This window comes from Legionella qingyii (assembly GCF_003990155.1).
GTDB lineage: Bacteria > Pseudomonadota > Gammaproteobacteria > Legionellales > Legionellaceae > Legionella > Legionella qingyii.
Window position 1 is genome coordinate 1 of sequence record NZ_RZGX01000005.1, and the last position, 18,719, is coordinate 18,719.

Consider the following 18,719-nt stretch of genomic DNA (forward strand, 5'->3'; position numbering starts at 1 on the left):
AATTGCTGGAAGAGGACAAATCCTCTCAGGATGGTATTGCTTTAAAAAGAATGAAAGCTGCTCTTTCTACTCAATACTTAAGAAAAGTGATTGGTTTTTAAACTTTGATGAAATCGCCCTGGTCTCTGGATGGCTTGCGCCTTCACCCAAGCTACGATGACTCATTTCCTTAAGTTGACACTATTGAGCATTTACAAGGATGAATCCTCTTGATGCGCAATAAGGGATCTACTTCGTCGTAAACTCCTGGGGATGATGACTATCAAAAGGAGACTACTGTGCTATATATTGGTAATATGAAGCGTAAAAACAATCTGATGCAAAGCTCGGATTGCTTTCACTGAGGCTATGTGAAGATTAAAATTCTTCCCAGATTTCACCCTTTTCATTTCCGTAATCTTTATTATCACGCATCATAGAAATACGCTTGTGCTTGTTAATTTCTTTTATTTGCGATGCAGATTTATTATGAGTTGCATCAAATTCAAATAAAAATTTATCATAAGGACTTACATAAGCTTTATCTATATCATCTGAGTTCATAACCAATCCAAATAACTATAATTTAAAGTGGGTATTTTATAGCTTTTTCATCTAAGTTACCATTACTCTAACTTTTAAAGAAATTAGGAGCACATGATGAGTTTAAAAAAAGCGGAGTTACATGTCCATTTGGAAGGTACCATCACTCCTGGATTAGCTGCAAAGTTGGCTACACGTAATAAACTAGTACTCCCTGAAGGCCTCGTTGCATCTGATGGAAAAAGTTATGTATCCAAAGACTTTCTCGATTTTTTAAAAGTTTATGATACGCTTGCATCGGTGATTCGGCATCCTCGGGATTATTATGATATCACCTTCGACTATTTACGTGCCCGCGCTCAAGAAGATGCTATTTATGTTGAAATGATGTATTCACCAGATCATGCAGAGCTCTCGAGTAAAATCCCTTCCGCAGAACATCTGGCAGCAATTCAACAAGCAATTGACGATGCTAAAGAGCAGTTCAATATAGTAGGACGCATTTTAATTACTGCCGTTCGCCATTTTGGTGTAGAAGCTGTTGAGCATGTTGCGCAACAAACTCATAAAGATAGGTTTCCTTGCGTCACAGGTTTTGGTTTAGGCGGTGATGAAGCAAAATTTCCTCCTAAATTATTCAGCAGAGCATACAGTATTGCTGCTGATGCAGGTTTACAATGCACAGTACATGCAGGGGAATTTGCTCCTGCAAGCGGTATGGTCGAGGCGATGGAACATCTGCCAATCCAACGTATAGGACATGGGGTTAATTCGATTTATTCACCAGATACCATTGCTATGGTAAAAGATAGAAATATTACTTTGGAAATTTGTCCTACAAGTAACATCTTTTTGGGTTTGTTTAAAGATATGAATGAACATCCTTTGCCTAGATTTTATGACGAAGGGATTAAAATTAGTATCAACTCTGATGATCCTCCTTTTATGAATACGACCTTGGGGCAGGAATATCAACGAGTACAAAAATCATACAGCTACAGTGATGAAATAATGAATGCAATCACACGTATGGCCATAGAATCTGCTTTTGTTGATGAAAAAACAAAAGCAGAACTTCTGGCAAGAATTTAATTTGCTCTATTACCCAGGAGTCTGTGTCAGAAAAAGCGGGCTCCTACGTGAATCAAGAAAAAAAGAACACAATGACCTAATCATTACCATGTAGTTCACCCATCAGTTGTTCAATGTAACGTCTGCACGTCAGAGGGTTATGCAAAAAATTAATAATACGACGAGTGCCACCAGTACCGGTGATGCTTATCATCCCATAACTCAACATGCTGCCCATAATGGATTGACGAATATCGATCGCTTCAATTTTGCTTAATGGAATATCAATCGTTTGTCTCACAACGACTCCAGTACGGATAATCACGTGATTTTTCTTGATTGTGAGAGAAGAAAAATAATAAGTCATCCAGGTTATTCCAACCCATAATAAGGCTAGCGCGGCGAAACCGTATCCAAGTTTATGTAAGAAATCAATTTCCACATAATTAACGATCATCAAAGCAGCGCATAAAGATATAACTGGCCAAAAAAATATAATCCAATGCATGCGGGTAAAATAAATAACATTGCTGTCGTAGGGCTTCTCAAACATTGATTCACCTATAATCCTGAAAGTCTACTAAAAAATTATGATATTGCATTTAGCTCAAATTTACTATTCTATACTTCATAGGAAGTATATACTAACTCTCTTTACATTTTTTTTATTCAGAATCGAAAAATGCGTTCTATCAGTCGTTGCCTCAATAAACAACTTGTTGATCTATGCCAACGCTCTGTTCAGTTAGAAGAGCTTGCAAATAAAGTTAAACTTTTGCTCCCTGATACTTTAGCAAATGAATGTCAGGTGGGCAGTTTTAATAAAGGTTGTTTGCTGTTAACAACTACTGACGCTGCCTGGGCAATGCAATTACGTTATGCAATTCCTGAACTGCGAGATAAATTACGTAAAGAAGCAGGCATGTATCAACTTTCTTCAATTAAAGTGGTTGTTATTGAACCAACAGCACAATATGACAAATCCGTACCAACCTCAAAGCATGAGCTATCCGAAAAAGCGAAAGCAATCATTATTAGTGAAAGCCAACATTGTACCTATGAACCATTACAAAAAGCATTATTGCATTTAGCTGATGGTGATGATTCAGTAAATGCAAGCAGTAATAATCAAGAACATTGACAACTGCACCTATTATCATTAATACAATGTCATTGTAACCTGGGTGAAGCATTACATCCTGAGTGCAACGAGGCCCCACGATTTAGCACCGTATTACGATTGGAGTCCTGGGTTCCGTTTTGCTGTACTCAACCTAGAAATACTGCAGATATAATTAGAGAAAAAAATTAAGAATTTGTTTCAGTTAGCGCTGTTGCAAAACGACGAGTTACCCATTCCGGGCCAAGATAAGCAAAACAATCTTGTAGATAATCAGTCAATTCTTCTTCTTCAATTATATGTTCTTTACCACTCGGCTCAACATCATGATGAAAATAGGAATCAAAATAGTTTATGGAAAAATCGACATAATCTCGTGTATGGAGAATAAAGGTATGCCACAGTTCATCAAGAATGAGCAATGGTCCAAAAAGGTAGGTTTTCTTACCTTGTTTTGCCCTTTGCGCATTTAGCCACATCCAAGCCAATAAATCTGCAAATAAAACCTGACCTTCTTGCTCAGAACAGTCAGGATGATGATAGCAAAAATGATTAACTACTGTTTTATTTTTATAAGCAAGTAGTTCAGATAAACTAATCATCCGCAGCACGCTTTTTTGCGACTTGGTTTTTGGGTTACATAACGTACGATACGACAAATCATTTCTTCTTTAGTCATCATTATCTCCACAATTAATTGTAAACAGTGCAGAAAGTCTAACCAATGTTCACAATGGAAGCAATTTAATTATTTATATTTTTTCATCTTCATAAGCGTATAAGCTCCTCTTGCATATTCAGGAGGAGCAACTAATTACCAAATCACACAACGGTTTTTATTCACCATGGGACTGTCATTAGGAATATCGAACGCTTCCTGAAATTGAGGAATATTAGCTAAACTGCCATTCACCCTATATTGTGCAGGAGGATGTGGATCAGTAGTTACCTGATTACGCAGTTGTTGTGGCCGAATGTTCATCGCCCAAACATGTGCTGTTGCGAGAAAAAACTGTTGATCTGGTGTCAGACCACCAATTGTAGGTGCATTTTTATATGCATCAGAATGCTTAAAAGCTCTATAGGCAAGTGTAATCCCTCCTAAATCAGCAGCAGCTTCTCCTACAACCAACTTTCCTTGTACATGCAAATTATCATCTACAACATATTGAGAAAACTGATTCACAATGCACTGCGTAGCTGCCTTGAATTTTTCTAAATCACTTGGAGTCCACCAATTTTTTAAATTACCATGCCCGTCAAATTGCGCGCCTTGATCATCAAATCCATGCGTCATTTCATGTCCCATTACAAAACCAATCGCGCCGTAATTTACAGCAGCAGGTGCATTTGGATCAAAAAATGGTGATTGAAGAATTCCTGCTGGAATATTTAAATTATTCATTGAAGGATCATAATAGGCGTTGATGGTTTGTGGTGTCATAACCCATTCAGTTCGGTCTATAGGTTTACCGATTTTATTAAGATCACGATTCGTTAAAAATTTATTAGCGCGAATTACATTTAAGACATATGGCCCTCTATTAATTACTAATTTGGAATAGTCTCGCCACTTGGAAGGGTAACCTACTCGTTCCTCCATCATTGAAAGCTTTTTCAATGCTGCCTCACGAGTAGCAGGGGTCATCCATGATAGAGTGCTAATATCTTCTTGTAAAACCGCGCGGATATTTTTGAGTATATCCAAAGCTTGCTTTTTATCTTCAGGAGAAAAATAACGCGCCACATACATTTTACCAATAGCAAAACCCAAAGCACCATTTTCCGTAGCAACTACCCGCTTCCATCGAGGCAATATTTTTTCAGCCCCCGTCAGGACTGAAACCATTTTAAAATTCTGGTCCACAAAGGGTTTGGATAAGTATGATGCAAAAGCATCAATTAAATGCCAACGCACGTATGTTTTCCAATCATCTAAAGAAACGGTTCTTAGTTGTTTGTTCATGTCTTTAAAAAATTCGGGCATTGCTAAATTAATACTTTTGATTTGAGCTTGTCCCATCGCTGAAAAATAAGCTGGCCATGAGAAATTGGGAGTGACTTTAGCAAGTTGTGCTCTATCCAAAATATGATATATCGCATGGGGATCACGTTGTTCTATCTGAGACATCGAAGCCTTTGCCATTTGCGTTTCTAAGTTCATCACCGTGCTGGCTTCAGCAGCTGCTTTATCTGGAGAATCACCCAATAGCTCAAACATTTTAGCTATATGATTTATATAAGCCGTGCGAATTTGTTTAAACTTGGCATCACCTTTTAAATAATAATCGCGATCGGGCAAGCCTAAACCGCCCTGCATGGCGGCAGCAATCATCTCTTCACTGTTTTTGAAATCTTGCATGCTGCCAAAATTAAAAAACACATCAACTCCTATTTGATGCAAATGTGCTATTTCATTTTGTAGATCAGTTAAATTTTTTAAATGATTAATGCGATCAAATTCTTGCTGCAGTGGTTTAATACCCAGTTGATTGATGCTGGCTTCATCCATACCGCTATAATAAAAGTCCCCAACCTTTTGCTCTATGCTGCCTGGCTTTGCTTTAGTATCTTTTGCAGCATCGATTAACATTTGGTGAATAATATTTTGAACTTTCTCATTAATCAGATTAAAGCTTCCCCAGCTTGAATAATCGGGAGGAATGGGATTATTTTTTTGCCAATTACCCACAGCATAAGCATAGAAATCTTTGCTTGGTGAGATATTGGTATCCAACCAATTCATTTGGAGTGCTTGCTCAGCATTCTTTTTGGGTGTTTCTGCAGTACTTGCAGAATATATTGAGGAACTACACAACAACGCAAAAGTAAAAAGGCTAATATTAAGTTTCATGCCACAACACTCCCTTGCCAATCATTTATTATTAAATTCACTAGGAATCCGAATAAACGTAGCCAGGTGGAGGCAAATCATAACCAGAGACATATGCGGTTTTGTTTTCCTGGGTTACGACGTTGTCTTCACCCAGGCTACATTCCTACGCTTCGACAGGATAAAATTCGGTTTGCATTGTAGGGAGATATTCTTCTTTATCAAAATAAGTATATTCCCAAGCGTCTTGTCTTACCATTAATTCACGTAACAATCTGTTATTCAGTTCATGACCTGATTTGTACCCTTCGAATGCACCAATCAAACTAGAACCTAATAGATATAGATCACCAATTGCATCCAATACCTTATGTGAGACAAACTCTGATTCAAAACGAAGTCCATCATCGTTGAGAACACGATAGTCATCGACAACTATAGCATTATCCAAACTTCCGCCTTTTGCCAAATCACATTCTCTTAATTTTTCATAATCGGAGAGGAACCCAAATGTACGGGCTCTGCATACCTCTTTCACATAAGAAGTTGTAGAAAAATCAAAACTTACGGTTTGTGGCTTATCATTAAAAGCAGGATGATCAAAGTCAATAGTGAAAGAAATTTTATACCCATTATAAGGATAAAATTGAACGTATTTTCCATTGTCTTCCACTCGAATGGGTTTAAGAATCCGAATGTACTTTTTAGGCGCGTTTTGCTCTCGTATTCCTGCTGATTGGATCAAGAAAACAAAAGGAGCGGCACTGCCATCCATAATTGGCAATTCTGGAGCATTCACATCAATATAAGCATTATCAATACCCAACCCAGCCAAGGCAGATAGCAAATGTTCCACGGTGGCAATTTTAATTGGTCCATGGTGTAACGTGGTACATAACATAGTGTCACCCACATTTTCATATGACGCGGGTATTTCTACTACAGGTGAAAGATCTACTCTTCTAAAAACTATGCCTGTATTAACAGGAGCAGGTCTCAAGGTTAACAGCACTTTTTCACCGGAATGCAATCCTACACCAGTTGCCTGGATCACCTTTTTAGGAGTTCTTTGTTTTGTCATTCAGTGCTCACCTTGTTCCTCTTAATATCAATTTTAAAAATTTTTTATTTTGCACGCAAAACCTAGTGATCGTATCAATATTTTAATATTTAGTCTAATTATTTTTTTATCAAATAATTAAATTTCCCTTCATCTGTACTAATACAGAGGAAGGGGGACAATTTATTTTAAGCTTCTTCTTGCCGACGTAAAAATGCTGGAATATCAAGATAATCCACATCTGGTATGCCATCACCATTTTGTTTTACGCCCGAAGACATTCCTGATTGAGCTTGTTTGCGAACAACGGCAGGTCTATCCAATTGCTGATAATCCAAAGAACCATCACTGCGCGTTGTTTCAAGCAAACGTGCCCGATGGGATTGTGGCTGTGCCTGTTGATGGCGCTGTCTCGCATCGCCTAAACCAGTAACAATAACTGTTACCCGCATTTCATCTGTCATTTCTGGATCGATTACTGTTCCGACCACTACAGTTGCATCATCAGAAATGAATTCTTTAACAACATCTCCGACTTCTTCAAACTCACCAATTGACATGTCAAGGCCAGCAGTAATATTGACCAGGATTCCTCGTGCGCCTGAAAAGTTCACATCTTCTAATAATGGAGACGCAATTGCTGCTTCGGCGGCTTGACGCGCTCGCTGCTCACCCACCGCACTGCCAGTACCCATCATAGCCATACCCATTTCTGACATTACTGTTCGTACGTCTGCAAAATCAACGTTAATCAAGCCTGGACGAGTGATTAAGTCAGAGATACCTTTTACTGCGCCAAGTAAAACATTATTTGCAGCTTTGAACGCATTAAGAAGGCTGATGTTTTTTCCCAAAACACTGAGTAATTTATTATTAGGAATTGTGATTAATGAATCAACATGTTCGGCTAAACGACGGATTCCGTCCTCTGCGGCCAATGCGCGTTGCTTACCTTCAAAAGAAAAAGGCTTGGTTACAACAGCTACAGTTAAAATACCTAATTCTTTAGCAATTTCTGCAAAAACCGGTGCTGCACCTGTTCCAGTTCCACCACCCATTCCTGCAGTAATGAATACCATATCTGCACCACTTAAGATTTCTCGGATATGGTCTCTATCTTCTTCGGCTGCTTCGCGACCTATTTGTGGATTTGCGCCTGCCCCCAAGCCCTTAGTCAGCTCATCACCAAGTTGAATATGTATTTTTGCATTTGAGCCTCTTAGTGCTTGTGCATCAGTATTAGCACAAATAAACTCAACACCATCAATATTTTCTGCAACCATATGCTGGACGGCATTACCACCACCACCGCCAACACCTACGACCTTAATAACAGCATTATTACTATGGTGTTGGCCTTCCATTAATTCAAACATAACCTGCTCCCCTCATATGTTTAATCTTTCAACAAACATCGGCAGTATACCCTTAAATAGAATTATTACCGATCGAGTTATATACGTTAGTTGTAACCTAAAAATTACCCTGAAACCATTCTTTCATACGGGCCCATAAACTTTGGGTATTATCATTCATTGTAGGTACCTTGTAGTTCGATACATACTGTTGTTGGTATCCTTGTAACAACAAACCTACCCCTGTTGCAAATGAAGGATTTTCTGTTGCTTCAGCCAATCCGGATACATGATGGGCGCAACCTTTTCTTACCGGCATTTCAAAGCAAAGTTCTGCAAGTTCAATACCGCCTCTAACATTGGCAGCCCCACCAGTTAGAACAATACCTGCAGCCATTCTATCCTCAAAACCACTACGTCGTAATTCATTGCGTACTAGAGTAAATAGCTCCTCATAACGTGCCGCGACTACATCGGATAGAGTCTTGGCTGATATCTTCCTTCCTGGCCTGTCATTAACACTAGTAACTTCCAACATGAGGTCCGAATTTGCTAATTCAGTTAGAGCACACGCATGATTCAGTTTAATGGACTCTGCTGCTTTTGTCGGTGTGCGTAACGCCATAGCGATATCATTGGTTACTTGATCCCCCGCGATGGGAATTACGGCAGTATGTTGAATTGCACCTTCACAAAATATCGCAATATCCGTAGTACCACCACCAATATCAATCAAGCAAACACCAAGATCTTTTTCATCTTCGGTCAAAACTGCATGACTTGAAGCCAATTGCTCGAGAATAATATCATTTACCTCTAAACCACAACGACGCACGCACTTGACTATATTTTGAGCAGCGCTTACTGATCCTGTAACTATATGCACACGCGATTCAAGTCGTACTCCTGACATTCCTATAGGTTCGCGGATGCTGCCTTGTTGATCGATGATAAATTCCTGCGGTAATACATGTAGAATTTTTTGATCGGCAGGAATTGCTACAGCCTTTGCAGCATCGATCACACGTTCCACATCAGCTTGCGAGACTTCTTTGTCGCGAATCGCCACAATACCATGTGAATTTAAACTACGAATATGGCTGCCAGCAATACCGGCATAAACTGTTCTCACCTCACATCCAGCCATAAGCTCAGCTTCCTGAACAGCTCGCTGAATGGAGTTCACGGTCGCCTCTATATCAACCACAACACCACGTTTTAAACCCCGAGAAGGATGACGACCTATTCCGATGATTTCTATTGCACCATCCGCTGTGACTTCGCCAATTAATGCAATAATTTTTGAAGTTCCAATATCCAATCCAGTGATAATATCTTTTTCTATTTTTTTTGCCATTATCGTTCCGTTTGTTGTTTCCACTGCACTGCCATACCACGTGGATAACGCAGGTCCACGCTAGACAGTTGCTCAATTTTTTCAGCAAACACTGCTGGATATGCTTTACAAAAACGCTGCAATCGTTCTTCTAACTCTTTCTTTCCTAAATATATTTTTATATCATTGGCTAAAAGCAATACCCAGGATTGGTTTTCTCTTAGATGCAGTCCAGTAGCGTTTAAGCTGTACATTGACAATATCTTACTCAATTTTTCGTAAACTTGTAAGACTTCTTCTTGCTGAGATGGTGGTCCTTTTAATTTCGGTAAGCTTAGACCCTCTGGTATAGCACCTTCATTAAATAATCTTCCATCCGCGGTCATCAAAGCATTATCCCAAATTGCAACGGGTTTTTTTTCAACAAGCCTTATTTTCAATGTATCTGGCCAAACACGCTCCACAGATGCTGTGTCGATCCAACCGAGCTCATTTAACTCATTCTGTAACGCACTGATTGATAATGTAAAAAAGCTATTACTCAAGTGTTTTGATAATACACCTTCCAGCTCTTTATGCGTAACATGTTCATAATTTGCTGCAACTTTGATTGTAGTAATTGGAAACCGCTCTGCATCGGATAGAAAATAGTAGCCTAAGCGGCAAGTTAAGAATATTGCACTTAAACTTAATACCAACAACCAACAGATATACCGCAAATTACTGGAATCAACATCCCTATTTTTCTTCATGGCGCTCACAAATAGTTGGTTACCAAATGTTGGCGGCAATTCTGATGCACCATCGCAATACGAATCAACTCATCCAATAATTCGGGATAAGATAAACCACTCGCCTGCCATAGTTTTGGGTACATACTGATTGAAGTAAATCCAGGTAAGGTGTTTACTTCGTTAAAATAGATCGTTTCTGTTTTATCATTAACAAAAAAATCCACACGCGCCATGCCCTTACATTTTAGCCGGATAAAAATATCTGCAGATGCCTTTCTTAATTGCTCATATAAATTCTGACTTAAAGGAGCAGGTACAATCAGATCAGTTTGTCCACTCTCCAAGTATTTTGCTGAATAAGAATAAAAACCATCCGGGTGATTGACACGTATTTCACCTGCGATGCTAACTCTTGGCTCACCGGAAGGTACTGCACTCTCCAGAACAGACAATTCAATTTCTCGTCCATGAACAAAGGACTCTACTAAAATCTCTTCGTCATAGCGCAAAGCATCATCAACTGCGACTAACAATTCAGCCATATTTTTTGCTTTATGAATGCCTACGCTGGAACCCATTGAGCAAGGTTTAACAAATACTGGCCAACCAAACTCTTCTGCAACTTCATGGCAAAAGTGTTGCCTTTCTGATGCTGAGGCATGCCATGATAAGAGCTTATAATTTGCTGATTTTAAACCATTGACGCAAGCAATGCGTCTTGCCATATCTTTATCCATTCCAATGGATGAAGAAAGTACATCACAACCCACATAAGCAACACCTGCTAGCTCAAGCATTCCTTGCAAGCAACCATCTTCATATAAGGGTCCATGAACTACAGGAAAAACAACATCAGCATCAATTGATAAACGTCCATTAACAAATAAACTAGCCAAAGATTTTGAGTGTTCAGTTACTACTGGAAGTTTTTCTTTGTAGGCTAGCAAATCCTGATATTGATGGAGATGAAATAATCCCTCTTTATCCATTGCTACAGGAATAATATTATATTTTTCAGTATCCAAATGAGTAAGCACAGATGCAGCTGAAATTAATGAGATTTCATGTTCTCCGGATTTTCCACCATAAAGCAGAACTAAATTGAGAAGTTTGGACATTTAATGGTCTCCGATTATATGAACTTCGCGCATCAACTCAATTGATGTCTGCTCACGAACTTTAGTTTGTACTAAATTAATCAATGCTTCAATATCAGCTGCAGTTGCTGTACCTTGATGATTGATAATAAAATTAGCATGTTTCTGAGAAACTACTGCGCCTCCGATATTGATACCTTTTAATCCACAGGACTCAATAAGCCGAGCTGCATAATTTTCTGGTGGATTTCGAAACACTGAACCACAATTGTATTCATTAGTGGGTTGTGTGTTTGCACGGTGTGCCAACAAATCTTTTATGACCTGTAATGAGGTTTCTTTATCACCAGGCTGTAGCTTAAATGTAGCTGAGATGAACCATTCATCAGATGGGCCAGAAACATGTCGATACGCCACCGCATATTCATCGGGCTTACGAATTCTTATTTCACCATTGCGAGTCATGGTCTGCAGTTCAACTACAAAATTCCAGGTTTCGCCACCATGACAACCGGCATTCATACGCAAAGCGCCTCCCATTGTTCCAGGGATTCCCGCCCAAAATTCGCCGCCAGACAAATCATTACGCGCGCAAAAACGCGCCATACTCGCACAAGATACTCCTGCATCAACTTTAATAATTTGCTTGTCTAATAGTGCGATTTCTCTTAAGCATCCTTGAGTCAAAATCACTGTTCCTGGAAATCCAGTATCGCGAATTAGAGAATTAGAACCTAATCCCAACCATAATAAAGGTTCTGTTTCGGGGAGCTGGCGAAGAAATATAGCCAGATCCGCAATGCTTTTGGGCTTATATAGCTTGGCAGCAGGACCGCCAACACGCCAGGTAGTATATTCTGCCAAAGGTTCATTATAAAGCAAACTGCCTTGAAACTCGGTAACAAGGCTACAATCATTCTCAGTTGGACTCATGTTGCTCTCACACTTCCCTCATTAAGTTCACAGCAATTTGACCAATACTCCCTGCACCCTGCATCAAAACCACATCACCATCTTTAATCAACTGGTTCAATTTTGCTTTAAGCGATTGTTCATTCACAAGAGTTACTTTTTTATCTTTACCTCTGATTTTCTGTGCCAAACTTTCACTAGTTACTCCAGGGATTTCTGGTTCTCCTGCAGAATAAATATCAAACAAAAATAATTCATCAGCAAGGCTCAACACATCAACAAATTGTTCTTGTAAGGATTGAGTTCTTGTATAACGATGCGGTTGAAAGACATGTACAAGACGCTTATTGGGCCAAACATGTCGAAATGCATCAATGGTTGATAGAATTTCTTGAGGATGATGGCCGTAATCATCCACAATAAGAGCTGAACCATTCTCAAATCTTTTCTCACCTAACATTTGAAAACGGCGCCCCACTCCTTGGAATTTTGCTAATGCACGTTTAATGGAAGCATCATCCACACCTAATTGCGTCGCAATCGCAATAGAGGCCAAGGCATTTAATACATTGTGGCGACCCGGGTACTGAAATTGAATGTTTAATTCAGAATATGGTGCTGGACGTACTACAGTGAACTCGCTAATGAGTTCATTTTGAGTCCATTTGGTCGCACGATAATGAGCTTCCTCAGAAAATCCATACGTTAAGGTAGGTCGCTCAATAGCTGGAAGGATCTTGCGTACTTCCGGATCATCAATACATACCACCGCTAACCCGTAAAAAGGCAAGTGATGCAAAAATTCAAGAAATGTTGTTCTTAATTTATCAAAATCATTCTCATAGTTATCCATATGATCTGCATCAATATTGGTCACTATGGCCATCATGGGTTTTAAGAATAAAAAAGATGCGTCACTTTCATCAGCTTCAACTACAAAATATGGGGATTGACCAAGCTGAGCATTAACTCCGAGACTATTTAATTTCCCACCAATTACAAAACTTGGATCTAAGCCACCTTCAGCTAAGAGACTACTTACTAGGCTTGTTGTCGTTGTTTTACCATGGGTTCCAGCTACAGCAATCCCATGACGAAAGCGCATGAGCTCGGCAAGCATCGCTGCTCGTGGTATTACTGGAATCATTTGTTCGCGAGCAGCCACAATTTCAGGATTATTCATACCTACAGCTGAGGAACGCACTACAACATCAGCGCCTTTTATATGTTCTGCTTTATGTCCCATATAAACATGGATTCCCAAAGATTTTAACCTTTGTACGGTACTCCCATCACCTAAATCAGAACCGGTAATCCGATATCCTTGGTAGTGTAATACTTCAGCGATGCCACACATGCCAACCCCACCAATTCCAACGAAATGTATTTGTTCTACACAGCCCATCCTTGAAGATATAAATTGTCCTGAATTACCCACAAATGCCCCCTTATGATGACAGTGGCCCCAATCCAAGAGCCTGCCAACGATTTTCATGATCAATGCGCAATAATAACGCAATTACAACACAATTGATAACCATACTTGCACCACCATAACTCATTAGTGGTAAAGTTAACCCTTTTGTCGGTAATAATCCCGAATTAACACCCATATTTATAGCGGCTTGCAGCCCCAACCAAAAAGTCAGACCATAAGCAGTATATGAAGCAAACAATCGCTCTTGCATATGAGCATTGTATGCGATAGTCATACCTCTAATAACCAATATAGTGTATAAAAGCATGACCAGTAAAATGCCTACCAAGCCTAATTCTTCAGCCAATACAGCAAATAAAAAGTCAGTATGTGCTTCTGGTAAATACAATAATTTCTGGATACTTTCTCCCAAACCAGAACCAAACCACCCTCCTCGACCAAATGCAATCAAGGATTGAGTCAACTGATAACCACTATTGTACTGATCCGCCCAAGGATCTAAAAATGCCGTTAAGCGGGCAACTCGATAGGGAGATGAAACCGCCAAAAAGGCTAGTGCCCCCATAACGACAACCATAAGTCCTATATAATAGCGTAATTTCACACCAGCTAAAAATAGCATAGCCATAACAGTACCAGAAATTACTACTGTGGCACCAAAATCAGGCTCAAGTAATAACAAAAAAGAAACAACTCCCAAAATTACCATGGGCTTAATAAAGCCCAAAATGCTCTCACTGACAGCTTTTTGTTGGCGTACTAAATAGCCTGAAAGATAAAAGATCATAGTGAGCTTGGCAAGTTCAGACACTTGCACACCTATTGGCCCTAAAGCCAACCACCGTCGACTGCCATTGACTGACCGGCCTATTCCAGGAATCAAAACAATAACCAACATCAACAAACAAATTAGCAACATTGGCATGCTGATGCGTTCCCAAACACTACTATCTGTCCTAACCACGATAAGGGCAATCATTAAACCTGCAAATAAATAACATGCTTGACGAATTAGAAAATGAAATGGTTGATGGAAATATTTGGTAGAAATCATGACTGAACTTGAAGCCACCATCATCAGTCCGATAATCAGCAAACCAATAACCACGCTAATTAACCACTTATCATAAAGCGAAATAGGTCTGCTGACAGGTTTACCCCTTTGATTCACATGTCTTGGCCGCATTGATTACAATCCATTCACTAAAGAAGCAAACGTTTCACCGCGATGATTAAAATCACGGAACATATCTAAGCTGGCACATGCAGGAGACAATAAAACAACATCGCCTGGTTTGGCTTGCGATTTAGCCACAACAACAGCATTATCCAGGGAGGAAGCCCGCGAAATTGGCACTACATTAGCTAATGCAGCTTCAATCTTGTCTGCGTCTTCTCCGATTAAGATAATGGATCTTACATAATCAGCTATAGGCTGAGCCAGTTCGCTAAAATCAGCGCCTTTTCCTTGCCCGCCTGCAATCAATACAATCTTTCCTTCCATAGAGCCTCCTATTCCATTAATAGCAGAGATGGTTGCACCAATATTTGTCCCTTTAGAATCATTAATCCAATCTACGTCATCAAGAGTTCGCACCCATTGACACCGATTCGGTAACCCCGTGAATGAAGTTAACACACTAGTGATGTGTTGATTTGAAATCCCTGCAGCATCCGCTAAAGCAGAAGCAGCAAGCGCATTAAGCCAGTTATGAACTCCTTTGATTAATACAGACTCAACGGGCAAAAGGCCTGTGCTGCCTTTTGCCAAATAGATTTTATTTTCTTGGGTGATCAAACCCCAATTGTCTTTTTCAGGGGCATCAGTACCAAAAGAAATACGATTATCCTCTGTAGCTGGAACAGTATATAGATCATCGCGATTAAATAATGCAACTTGTGCTTGATGATACACTCGTTGTTTCGCTTGCACATAAGCATCCATTGTATGATGTCTATCTAAATGATCAGGAGATACATTCAGAATTGTAGCCGCGATTGGTGCTAAAGAATAAGTTAAATCCAATTGAAAACTGGACAATTCCAAAACCCACAAATCATACTGATGCTCATCATGAAGCATATCAAGAACTGGTGTTCCTATATTTCCGGCGACAGCAACTTTATATCCTGCTGCCTTTGCCATTTCCCCTACTAAAGTGGTCACCGTTGATTTTCCGTTAGTTCCAGTAATTGCGATCACTGGAGCATGAATCTCGCGAGCCAAACACTCTATATCACCATATACAGAGATGCCCATTTGCATCGCTTTTTTTAAAAACGGTGTATCCAAAGACAAGCCTGGGCTTGCAATTATATCTGACAGTTGGCCGATTACTTCATCAGGAATATGCTGAGTATAAACAAGAATATCCGGGAATTCTTTTGTAAATTCAGTTACACTTGGAGCTTGTGCACGTGTATCAAAAGCAATAAAAGGTTTATTTTTTCTACGTAAATATCGCGCTACCGATATTCCAGTTTTACCCAAACCTGCAACTAAATACAAAGGAGAGTTCATGAATGCACCTTTTTATCGAAGTTTTAAAGTGGCTAACCCGCATAACACAAACACAACAGTAATAATCCAGAATCTAACAATTATCTTAGGCTCTGACCATCCTTTTAATTCAAAATGATGATGTAAAGGTGCCATTCTGAATAAGCGTTTACCATGAGTATATTTAAAATAACCTACTTGTAAAATAACGGAAATTGTCTCTATGACAAATAAGCCACCCATCATTAATAAGACTAGCTCTTCTCTAATGACCACCGCGACAATGCCCAAAGCAGCCCCTAAAGCTAGAGAACCCACATCGCCCATAAATAACTGGGCAGGATAACTATTGTACCAAAGAAACCCAAGTCCTGCGCCAACAATCGAAGAACAAAAGATTGTCAATTCTCCTGTATTTGGAACATAAGGTATACCCAAATAAGGTGCATAGACTGAATTCCCAGAAGCATAAGTAAAAATCCCCAATGCACCCGCAACCATGACTATCGGCATAATAGCTAAACCATCCAGTCCATCAGTCAAATTCACTGCATTGGAACTTCCTACAATTACAAAATAAGCTAAAACAGGGAAGAGAATACCCAAACCAATCGTTAGAGATTTAAAAAAAGGCACTGTTAATTGGGTATGGACGGGTAAAGTAGCATGCATATATAAATAAATTACAGCAATAAGCGCGATAACTGATTGCCAAAAATACTTCCAACGCGCAGGTAATCCTTTACTGTTTTTTAATACCAGTTTGCGGTAATCATCAACCCAACCCACAACCCCATTTGCAAGCGTAACCAAAAGAACAAGCCATAAACTGGACTGTTGCAAATCACCCCAAAGCAAACAACTCACCGTGATTGCCAACAAGATTAAAACTCCCCCCATAGTCGGGGTTCCTGCTTTGGATAAATGTGATTGAGGACCATCATCCCGTACCATCTGACCAATCTGTAAGCCTCGCAACCAGCGAATCATGACCGGACCACACAATAATCCCACTATAAGTGCAGTCAAAGAAGCTAAAATAGATCTGAAAGTCAGGTATTGAAAAACTCTTAACGCATGATATTGCCCTTGAAATAGCTGCGTTAGCCAGTAGAGCATAATTGTTCCTCTTGGTTAACCCCAATTATGGGTTTGTGTTAAATAATGCCCAACAGAATGTTGGGTCAAAAAAGCGGCCAAGCATACCACAAACCTACATACCATTCAGCATCATACAAAAAAATTTCTTTTGTTCTTTATTTAATTATTTGTTGTCATGTAGCTTAGAGCTAAAGCTCCTTAATCTATATGAGCTGATGCACAATTTTTTCCATTGCACTGGATCGAGATCCTTTTACCAAAACAACAGTATCTGGTGCTAATTTTTCTACTAAGTTTTGTACCAGTGTCTCTTGACTAGAAAAATGCTCACCACCGACACCAAATGACTCAGCAGCTAGTCTGCTGTTGGAGCCACAACTGAGCAACTGATCTATACCCAACCTACGCGCAGCAAGTCCAACTTCCTGATGATGCTGAGTAGCCCAAGTTCCCAACTCACCCATATCACCAAATACAAAAATTTTTTTGCCTGGGCGTTCTGCTAATACCTCTAAAGCAGCTAAAACAGAACGTAAATTCGCATTATACGTATCATCGATCACTGTAGATTGATTTTTTCCTTTAAGAACCGACAAACGACCTTTTACACCTCCAAAACAATTGAGACCCTGTTGAATTTCTTTTATGGAAATACCCACTGCATAGCAACATGCTGCAGCCGCTAACGCATTGCGAACATTATGCAAACCAGGAATTTTTAAATGAATATCTGCTTGTCCATTAGGCACAATTAAAGAAAATTGACCACAGACCTGCTCATCCAGCACAACGTCTTGAGCATAGATATCCGTGGGATGATCTAGAGAAAAACGAAGAACCTTTTGGTCAATCAATAATTCATCCCAAAAATGGGCATAAGCATCATCATCGTTAACTACTGCAACACCAGCAAGAGATAAGCCCTGATGTATTTCACCTTTGGCGCGAGCAACACCATCTATAGAGCCAAATCCTTCCACATGTGCTGGAGCAATATTATTAATCAATGTCACATCGGGATGAACAATTGCAACCGTATGTGCGATTTCACCTGGGTGATTTGCACCTAATTCAAAAACCGCATAACGATGTTTGTTATTTAATTGTAAAACACTTAAGGGAGCACCAATATGATTATTTAGGTTGCCTTTAGTAGCATGAGAGGGAGGCGGTAAAATGGCAGCAATCATTTCTTTAGTTGTAGTTTTTCCATTGGATCCAGTTAATGCGATAACAGGACAATGCACATTTTGTCGGTGCGCTGCTGCTATTTTGGCTAATGCTTGTACAGGATCCGAAACTACAAATTGCGGTATACCTACTCCATCTACAGTATGACTCACTATTGCAGCTACTGCACCTCGCGCTTCTGCTTCTTTGATAAAATCATGCCCATCAAAACGCTCACCACAAATGGCAATAAACAGACTTCCTGGTGTGAGTTCACGAGTATCAGTACAAATACCAGTAAGTTCAGCATTGATCTGACATGGTTGGGCAAGTAATGCAGCAACAGTATTTAGGTTCATAGTATTTAGATATGGCCAAAAGTCTAGTGTACTAACACTTGTGCGTAGAGTTCAAGTGGGTAATAACAGTAAAAAAAGGTTAATCCTTATTCCCAATCAAAACTTTAGGCT

18 protein-coding genes are annotated in these 18,719 nt (G+C 39.5%); 3 read left to right on the forward strand and 15 right to left on the reverse strand.

The annotated features are described in order from the left end of the window. Positions 1–101, forward strand: a 101-nt coding sequence (locus tag ELY20_RS16965) for a hypothetical protein (protein ID WP_233590492.1), incomplete at its 5' end; no start/stop codon positions are given. A gap of 256 nt (positions 102–357) precedes the next feature. Here the strand turns inward: ELY20_RS16965 and ELY20_RS04680 are convergent. Continuing rightward, a complete protein-coding gene (locus ELY20_RS04680) occupies positions 358–543 on the reverse strand; it encodes a CBU_0585 family protein (RefSeq protein ID WP_058466621.1) in 186 nt (61 codons plus the stop codon). Positions 544–639: 96 nt separating this feature from the next. Here ELY20_RS04680 and ELY20_RS04685 point away from each other — a divergent pair, with 96 nt between their 5' ends. Then, positions 640–1,614: an adenosine deaminase gene (locus ELY20_RS04685; protein WP_110141776.1), complete on the forward strand. Its 975-nt coding sequence runs from the start codon at positions 640–642 to the stop codon at positions 1,612–1,614. 76 nt (positions 1,615–1,690) lie between these two features. Here ELY20_RS04685 and ELY20_RS04690 read toward each other — a convergent pair whose 3' ends face one another. Continuing rightward, positions 1,691–2,146 (reverse strand): PH domain-containing protein, encoded by a 456-nt coding sequence (locus tag ELY20_RS04690; RefSeq protein ID WP_110141775.1) that lies wholly within the window; start codon positions 2,144–2,146, stop codon positions 1,691–1,693. A 129-nt stretch (positions 2,147–2,275) separates the two neighbouring features. Between ELY20_RS04690 and ELY20_RS04695 the strand changes: the two genes are divergently transcribed. After that, positions 2,276–2,734, forward strand: a complete 459-nt coding sequence (locus tag ELY20_RS04695; RefSeq protein ID WP_110141774.1) for a DUF721 domain-containing protein — start codon at positions 2,276–2,278, stop codon at positions 2,732–2,734. Between the two features lie 167 nt (positions 2,735–2,901). Here the strand turns inward: ELY20_RS04695 and ELY20_RS04700 are convergent, their stop codons facing one another. The 13 genes from ELY20_RS04700 to ELY20_RS04755 all read right to left on the reverse strand — a co-directional run bounded on the left by ELY20_RS04700 (position 2,902) and on the right by ELY20_RS04755 (position 18,608). After that, the gene (locus ELY20_RS04700; RefSeq protein WP_110141773.1) at positions 2,902–3,315 is read right to left on the reverse strand and encodes a glycine-rich domain-containing protein; all 414 of its coding nucleotides are present in this window, start codon (positions 3,313–3,315) and stop codon (positions 2,902–2,904) included. A gap of 212 nt (positions 3,316–3,527) precedes the next feature. Beyond that, on the reverse strand, positions 3,528–5,567 hold the full coding sequence (locus ELY20_RS04705; RefSeq protein ID WP_110141772.1) for a M13 family metallopeptidase: 2,040 nt from the start codon (positions 5,565–5,567) through the stop codon (positions 3,528–3,530). Positions 5,568–5,712: 145 nt separating this feature from the next. Beyond that, entirely contained in the window at positions 5,713–6,627 is a 915-nt protein-coding gene (lpxC, locus tag ELY20_RS04710; RefSeq protein WP_110141771.1) for a UDP-3-O-acyl-N-acetylglucosamine deacetylase, read from the reverse strand. Between the two features lie 167 nt (positions 6,628–6,794). After that, positions 6,795–7,982 carry a cell division protein FtsZ gene (gene ftsZ, locus ELY20_RS04715; RefSeq protein WP_110141770.1) on the reverse strand — a complete coding sequence of 396 codons (1,188 nt, stop codon included), beginning with the start codon at positions 7,980–7,982 and terminating at the stop codon, positions 6,795–6,797. Positions 7,983–8,079: 97 nt separating this feature from the next. Next, positions 8,080–9,318, reverse strand: a complete 1,239-nt coding sequence (gene ftsA, locus ELY20_RS04720; protein ID WP_110141769.1) for a cell division protein FtsA — start codon at positions 9,316–9,318, stop codon at positions 8,080–8,082. Continuing rightward, positions 9,318–10,049 carry a cell division protein FtsQ/DivIB gene (locus tag ELY20_RS04725; RefSeq protein ID WP_110141768.1) on the reverse strand — a complete coding sequence of 244 codons (732 nt, stop codon included), beginning with the start codon at positions 10,047–10,049 and terminating at the stop codon, positions 9,318–9,320. The genes ftsA and ELY20_RS04725 overlap by 1 nt, the downstream gene beginning before the upstream one ends. Positions 10,050–10,054: 5 nt before the next feature. After that, a complete protein-coding gene (locus tag ELY20_RS04730) occupies positions 10,055–11,149 on the reverse strand; it encodes a D-alanine--D-alanine ligase family protein (RefSeq protein ID WP_110141767.1) in 1,095 nt (364 codons plus the stop codon). Next, complete coding sequence (gene murB, locus ELY20_RS04735; protein WP_110141766.1) at positions 11,150–12,061, reverse strand: UDP-N-acetylmuramate dehydrogenase; 912 nt, start codon at positions 12,059–12,061, stop codon at positions 11,150–11,152. It lies immediately after the preceding gene. 7 nt (positions 12,062–12,068) lie between these two features. Beyond that, the gene (gene murC, locus ELY20_RS04740; RefSeq protein ID WP_110141765.1) at positions 12,069–13,478 is read right to left on the reverse strand and encodes a UDP-N-acetylmuramate--L-alanine ligase; all 1,410 of its coding nucleotides are present in this window, start codon (positions 13,476–13,478) and stop codon (positions 12,069–12,071) included. Positions 13,479–13,488: 10 nt separating this feature from the next. Then, positions 13,489–14,664 carry a putative lipid II flippase FtsW gene (ftsW, locus tag ELY20_RS16865; protein WP_110141764.1) on the reverse strand — a complete coding sequence of 392 codons (1,176 nt, stop codon included), beginning with the start codon at positions 14,662–14,664 and terminating at the stop codon, positions 13,489–13,491. 3 nt (positions 14,665–14,667) lie between these two features. Then, complete coding sequence (murD, locus tag ELY20_RS16870; protein WP_110141763.1) at positions 14,668–15,999, reverse strand: UDP-N-acetylmuramoyl-L-alanine--D-glutamate ligase; 1,332 nt, start codon at positions 15,997–15,999, stop codon at positions 14,668–14,670. A gap of 12 nt (positions 16,000–16,011) precedes the next feature. Further along, positions 16,012–17,097, reverse strand: coding sequence for a phospho-N-acetylmuramoyl-pentapeptide-transferase (gene mraY / locus ELY20_RS04750; RefSeq protein ID WP_110141762.1), 1,086 nt, complete (start codon positions 17,095–17,097; stop codon positions 16,012–16,014). Between the two features lie 185 nt (positions 17,098–17,282). Next, positions 17,283–18,608, reverse strand: coding sequence for a UDP-N-acetylmuramoyl-tripeptide--D-alanyl-D-alanine ligase (locus ELY20_RS04755; RefSeq protein ID WP_110141761.1), 1,326 nt, complete (start codon positions 18,606–18,608; stop codon positions 17,283–17,285). Positions 18,609–18,719: the final 111 nt, after the last annotated feature.

What these genes read in the sequence shown, in the direction of transcription:
- ELY20_RS04705 (WP_110141772.1), bottom strand. Translation starts at nt 5,567, where the DNA reads ATGAAACTTAATATTAGCCTTTTTACTTTTGCGTTGTTGTGTAGTTCC.
- murB (WP_110141766.1), bottom strand. Translation starts at nt 12,061, where the DNA reads ATGAGTCCAACTGAGAATGATTGTAGCCTTGTTACCGAGTTTCAAGGC.
- murD (WP_110141763.1), bottom strand. Translation starts at nt 15,999, where the DNA reads ATGAACTCTCCTTTGTATTTAGTTGCAGGTTTGGGTAAAACTGGAATA.
- ELY20_RS04685 (WP_110141776.1), top strand. Translation starts at nt 640, where the DNA reads ATGAGTTTAAAAAAAGCGGAGTTACATGTCCATTTGGAAGGTACCATC.
- ELY20_RS04690 (WP_110141775.1), bottom strand. Translation starts at nt 2,146, where the DNA reads ATGTTTGAGAAGCCCTACGACAGCAATGTTATTTATTTTACCCGCATG.
- ELY20_RS04680 (WP_058466621.1), bottom strand. Translation starts at nt 543, where the DNA reads ATGAACTCAGATGATATAGATAAAGCTTATGTAAGTCCTTATGATAAA.
- ELY20_RS04730 (WP_110141767.1), bottom strand. Translation starts at nt 11,149, where the DNA reads ATGTCCAAACTTCTCAATTTAGTTCTGCTTTATGGTGGAAAATCCGGA.
- ftsZ (WP_110141770.1), bottom strand. Translation starts at nt 7,982, where the DNA reads ATGTTTGAATTAATGGAAGGCCAACACCATAGTAATAATGCTGTTATT.
- ELY20_RS04755 (WP_110141761.1), bottom strand. Translation starts at nt 18,608, where the DNA reads ATGAACCTAAATACTGTTGCTGCATTACTTGCCCAACCATGTCAGATC.
- ELY20_RS04725 (WP_110141768.1), bottom strand. Translation starts at nt 10,049, where the DNA reads ATGAAGAAAAATAGGGATGTTGATTCCAGTAATTTGCGGTATATCTGT.
- mraY (WP_110141762.1), bottom strand. Translation starts at nt 17,097, where the DNA reads ATGCTCTACTGGCTAACGCAGCTATTTCAAGGGCAATATCATGCGTTA.
- ELY20_RS04695 (WP_110141774.1), top strand. Translation starts at nt 2,276, where the DNA reads ATGCGTTCTATCAGTCGTTGCCTCAATAAACAACTTGTTGATCTATGC.
- lpxC (WP_110141771.1), bottom strand. Translation starts at nt 6,627, where the DNA reads ATGACAAAACAAAGAACTCCTAAAAAGGTGATCCAGGCAACTGGTGTA.
- ELY20_RS04700 (WP_110141773.1), bottom strand. Translation starts at nt 3,315, where the DNA reads ATGATTAGTTTATCTGAACTACTTGCTTATAAAAATAAAACAGTAGTT.
- ftsW (WP_110141764.1), bottom strand. Translation starts at nt 14,664, where the DNA reads ATGCGGCCAAGACATGTGAATCAAAGGGGTAAACCTGTCAGCAGACCT.
- ftsA (WP_110141769.1), bottom strand. Translation starts at nt 9,318, where the DNA reads ATGGCAAAAAAAATAGAAAAAGATATTATCACTGGATTGGATATTGGA.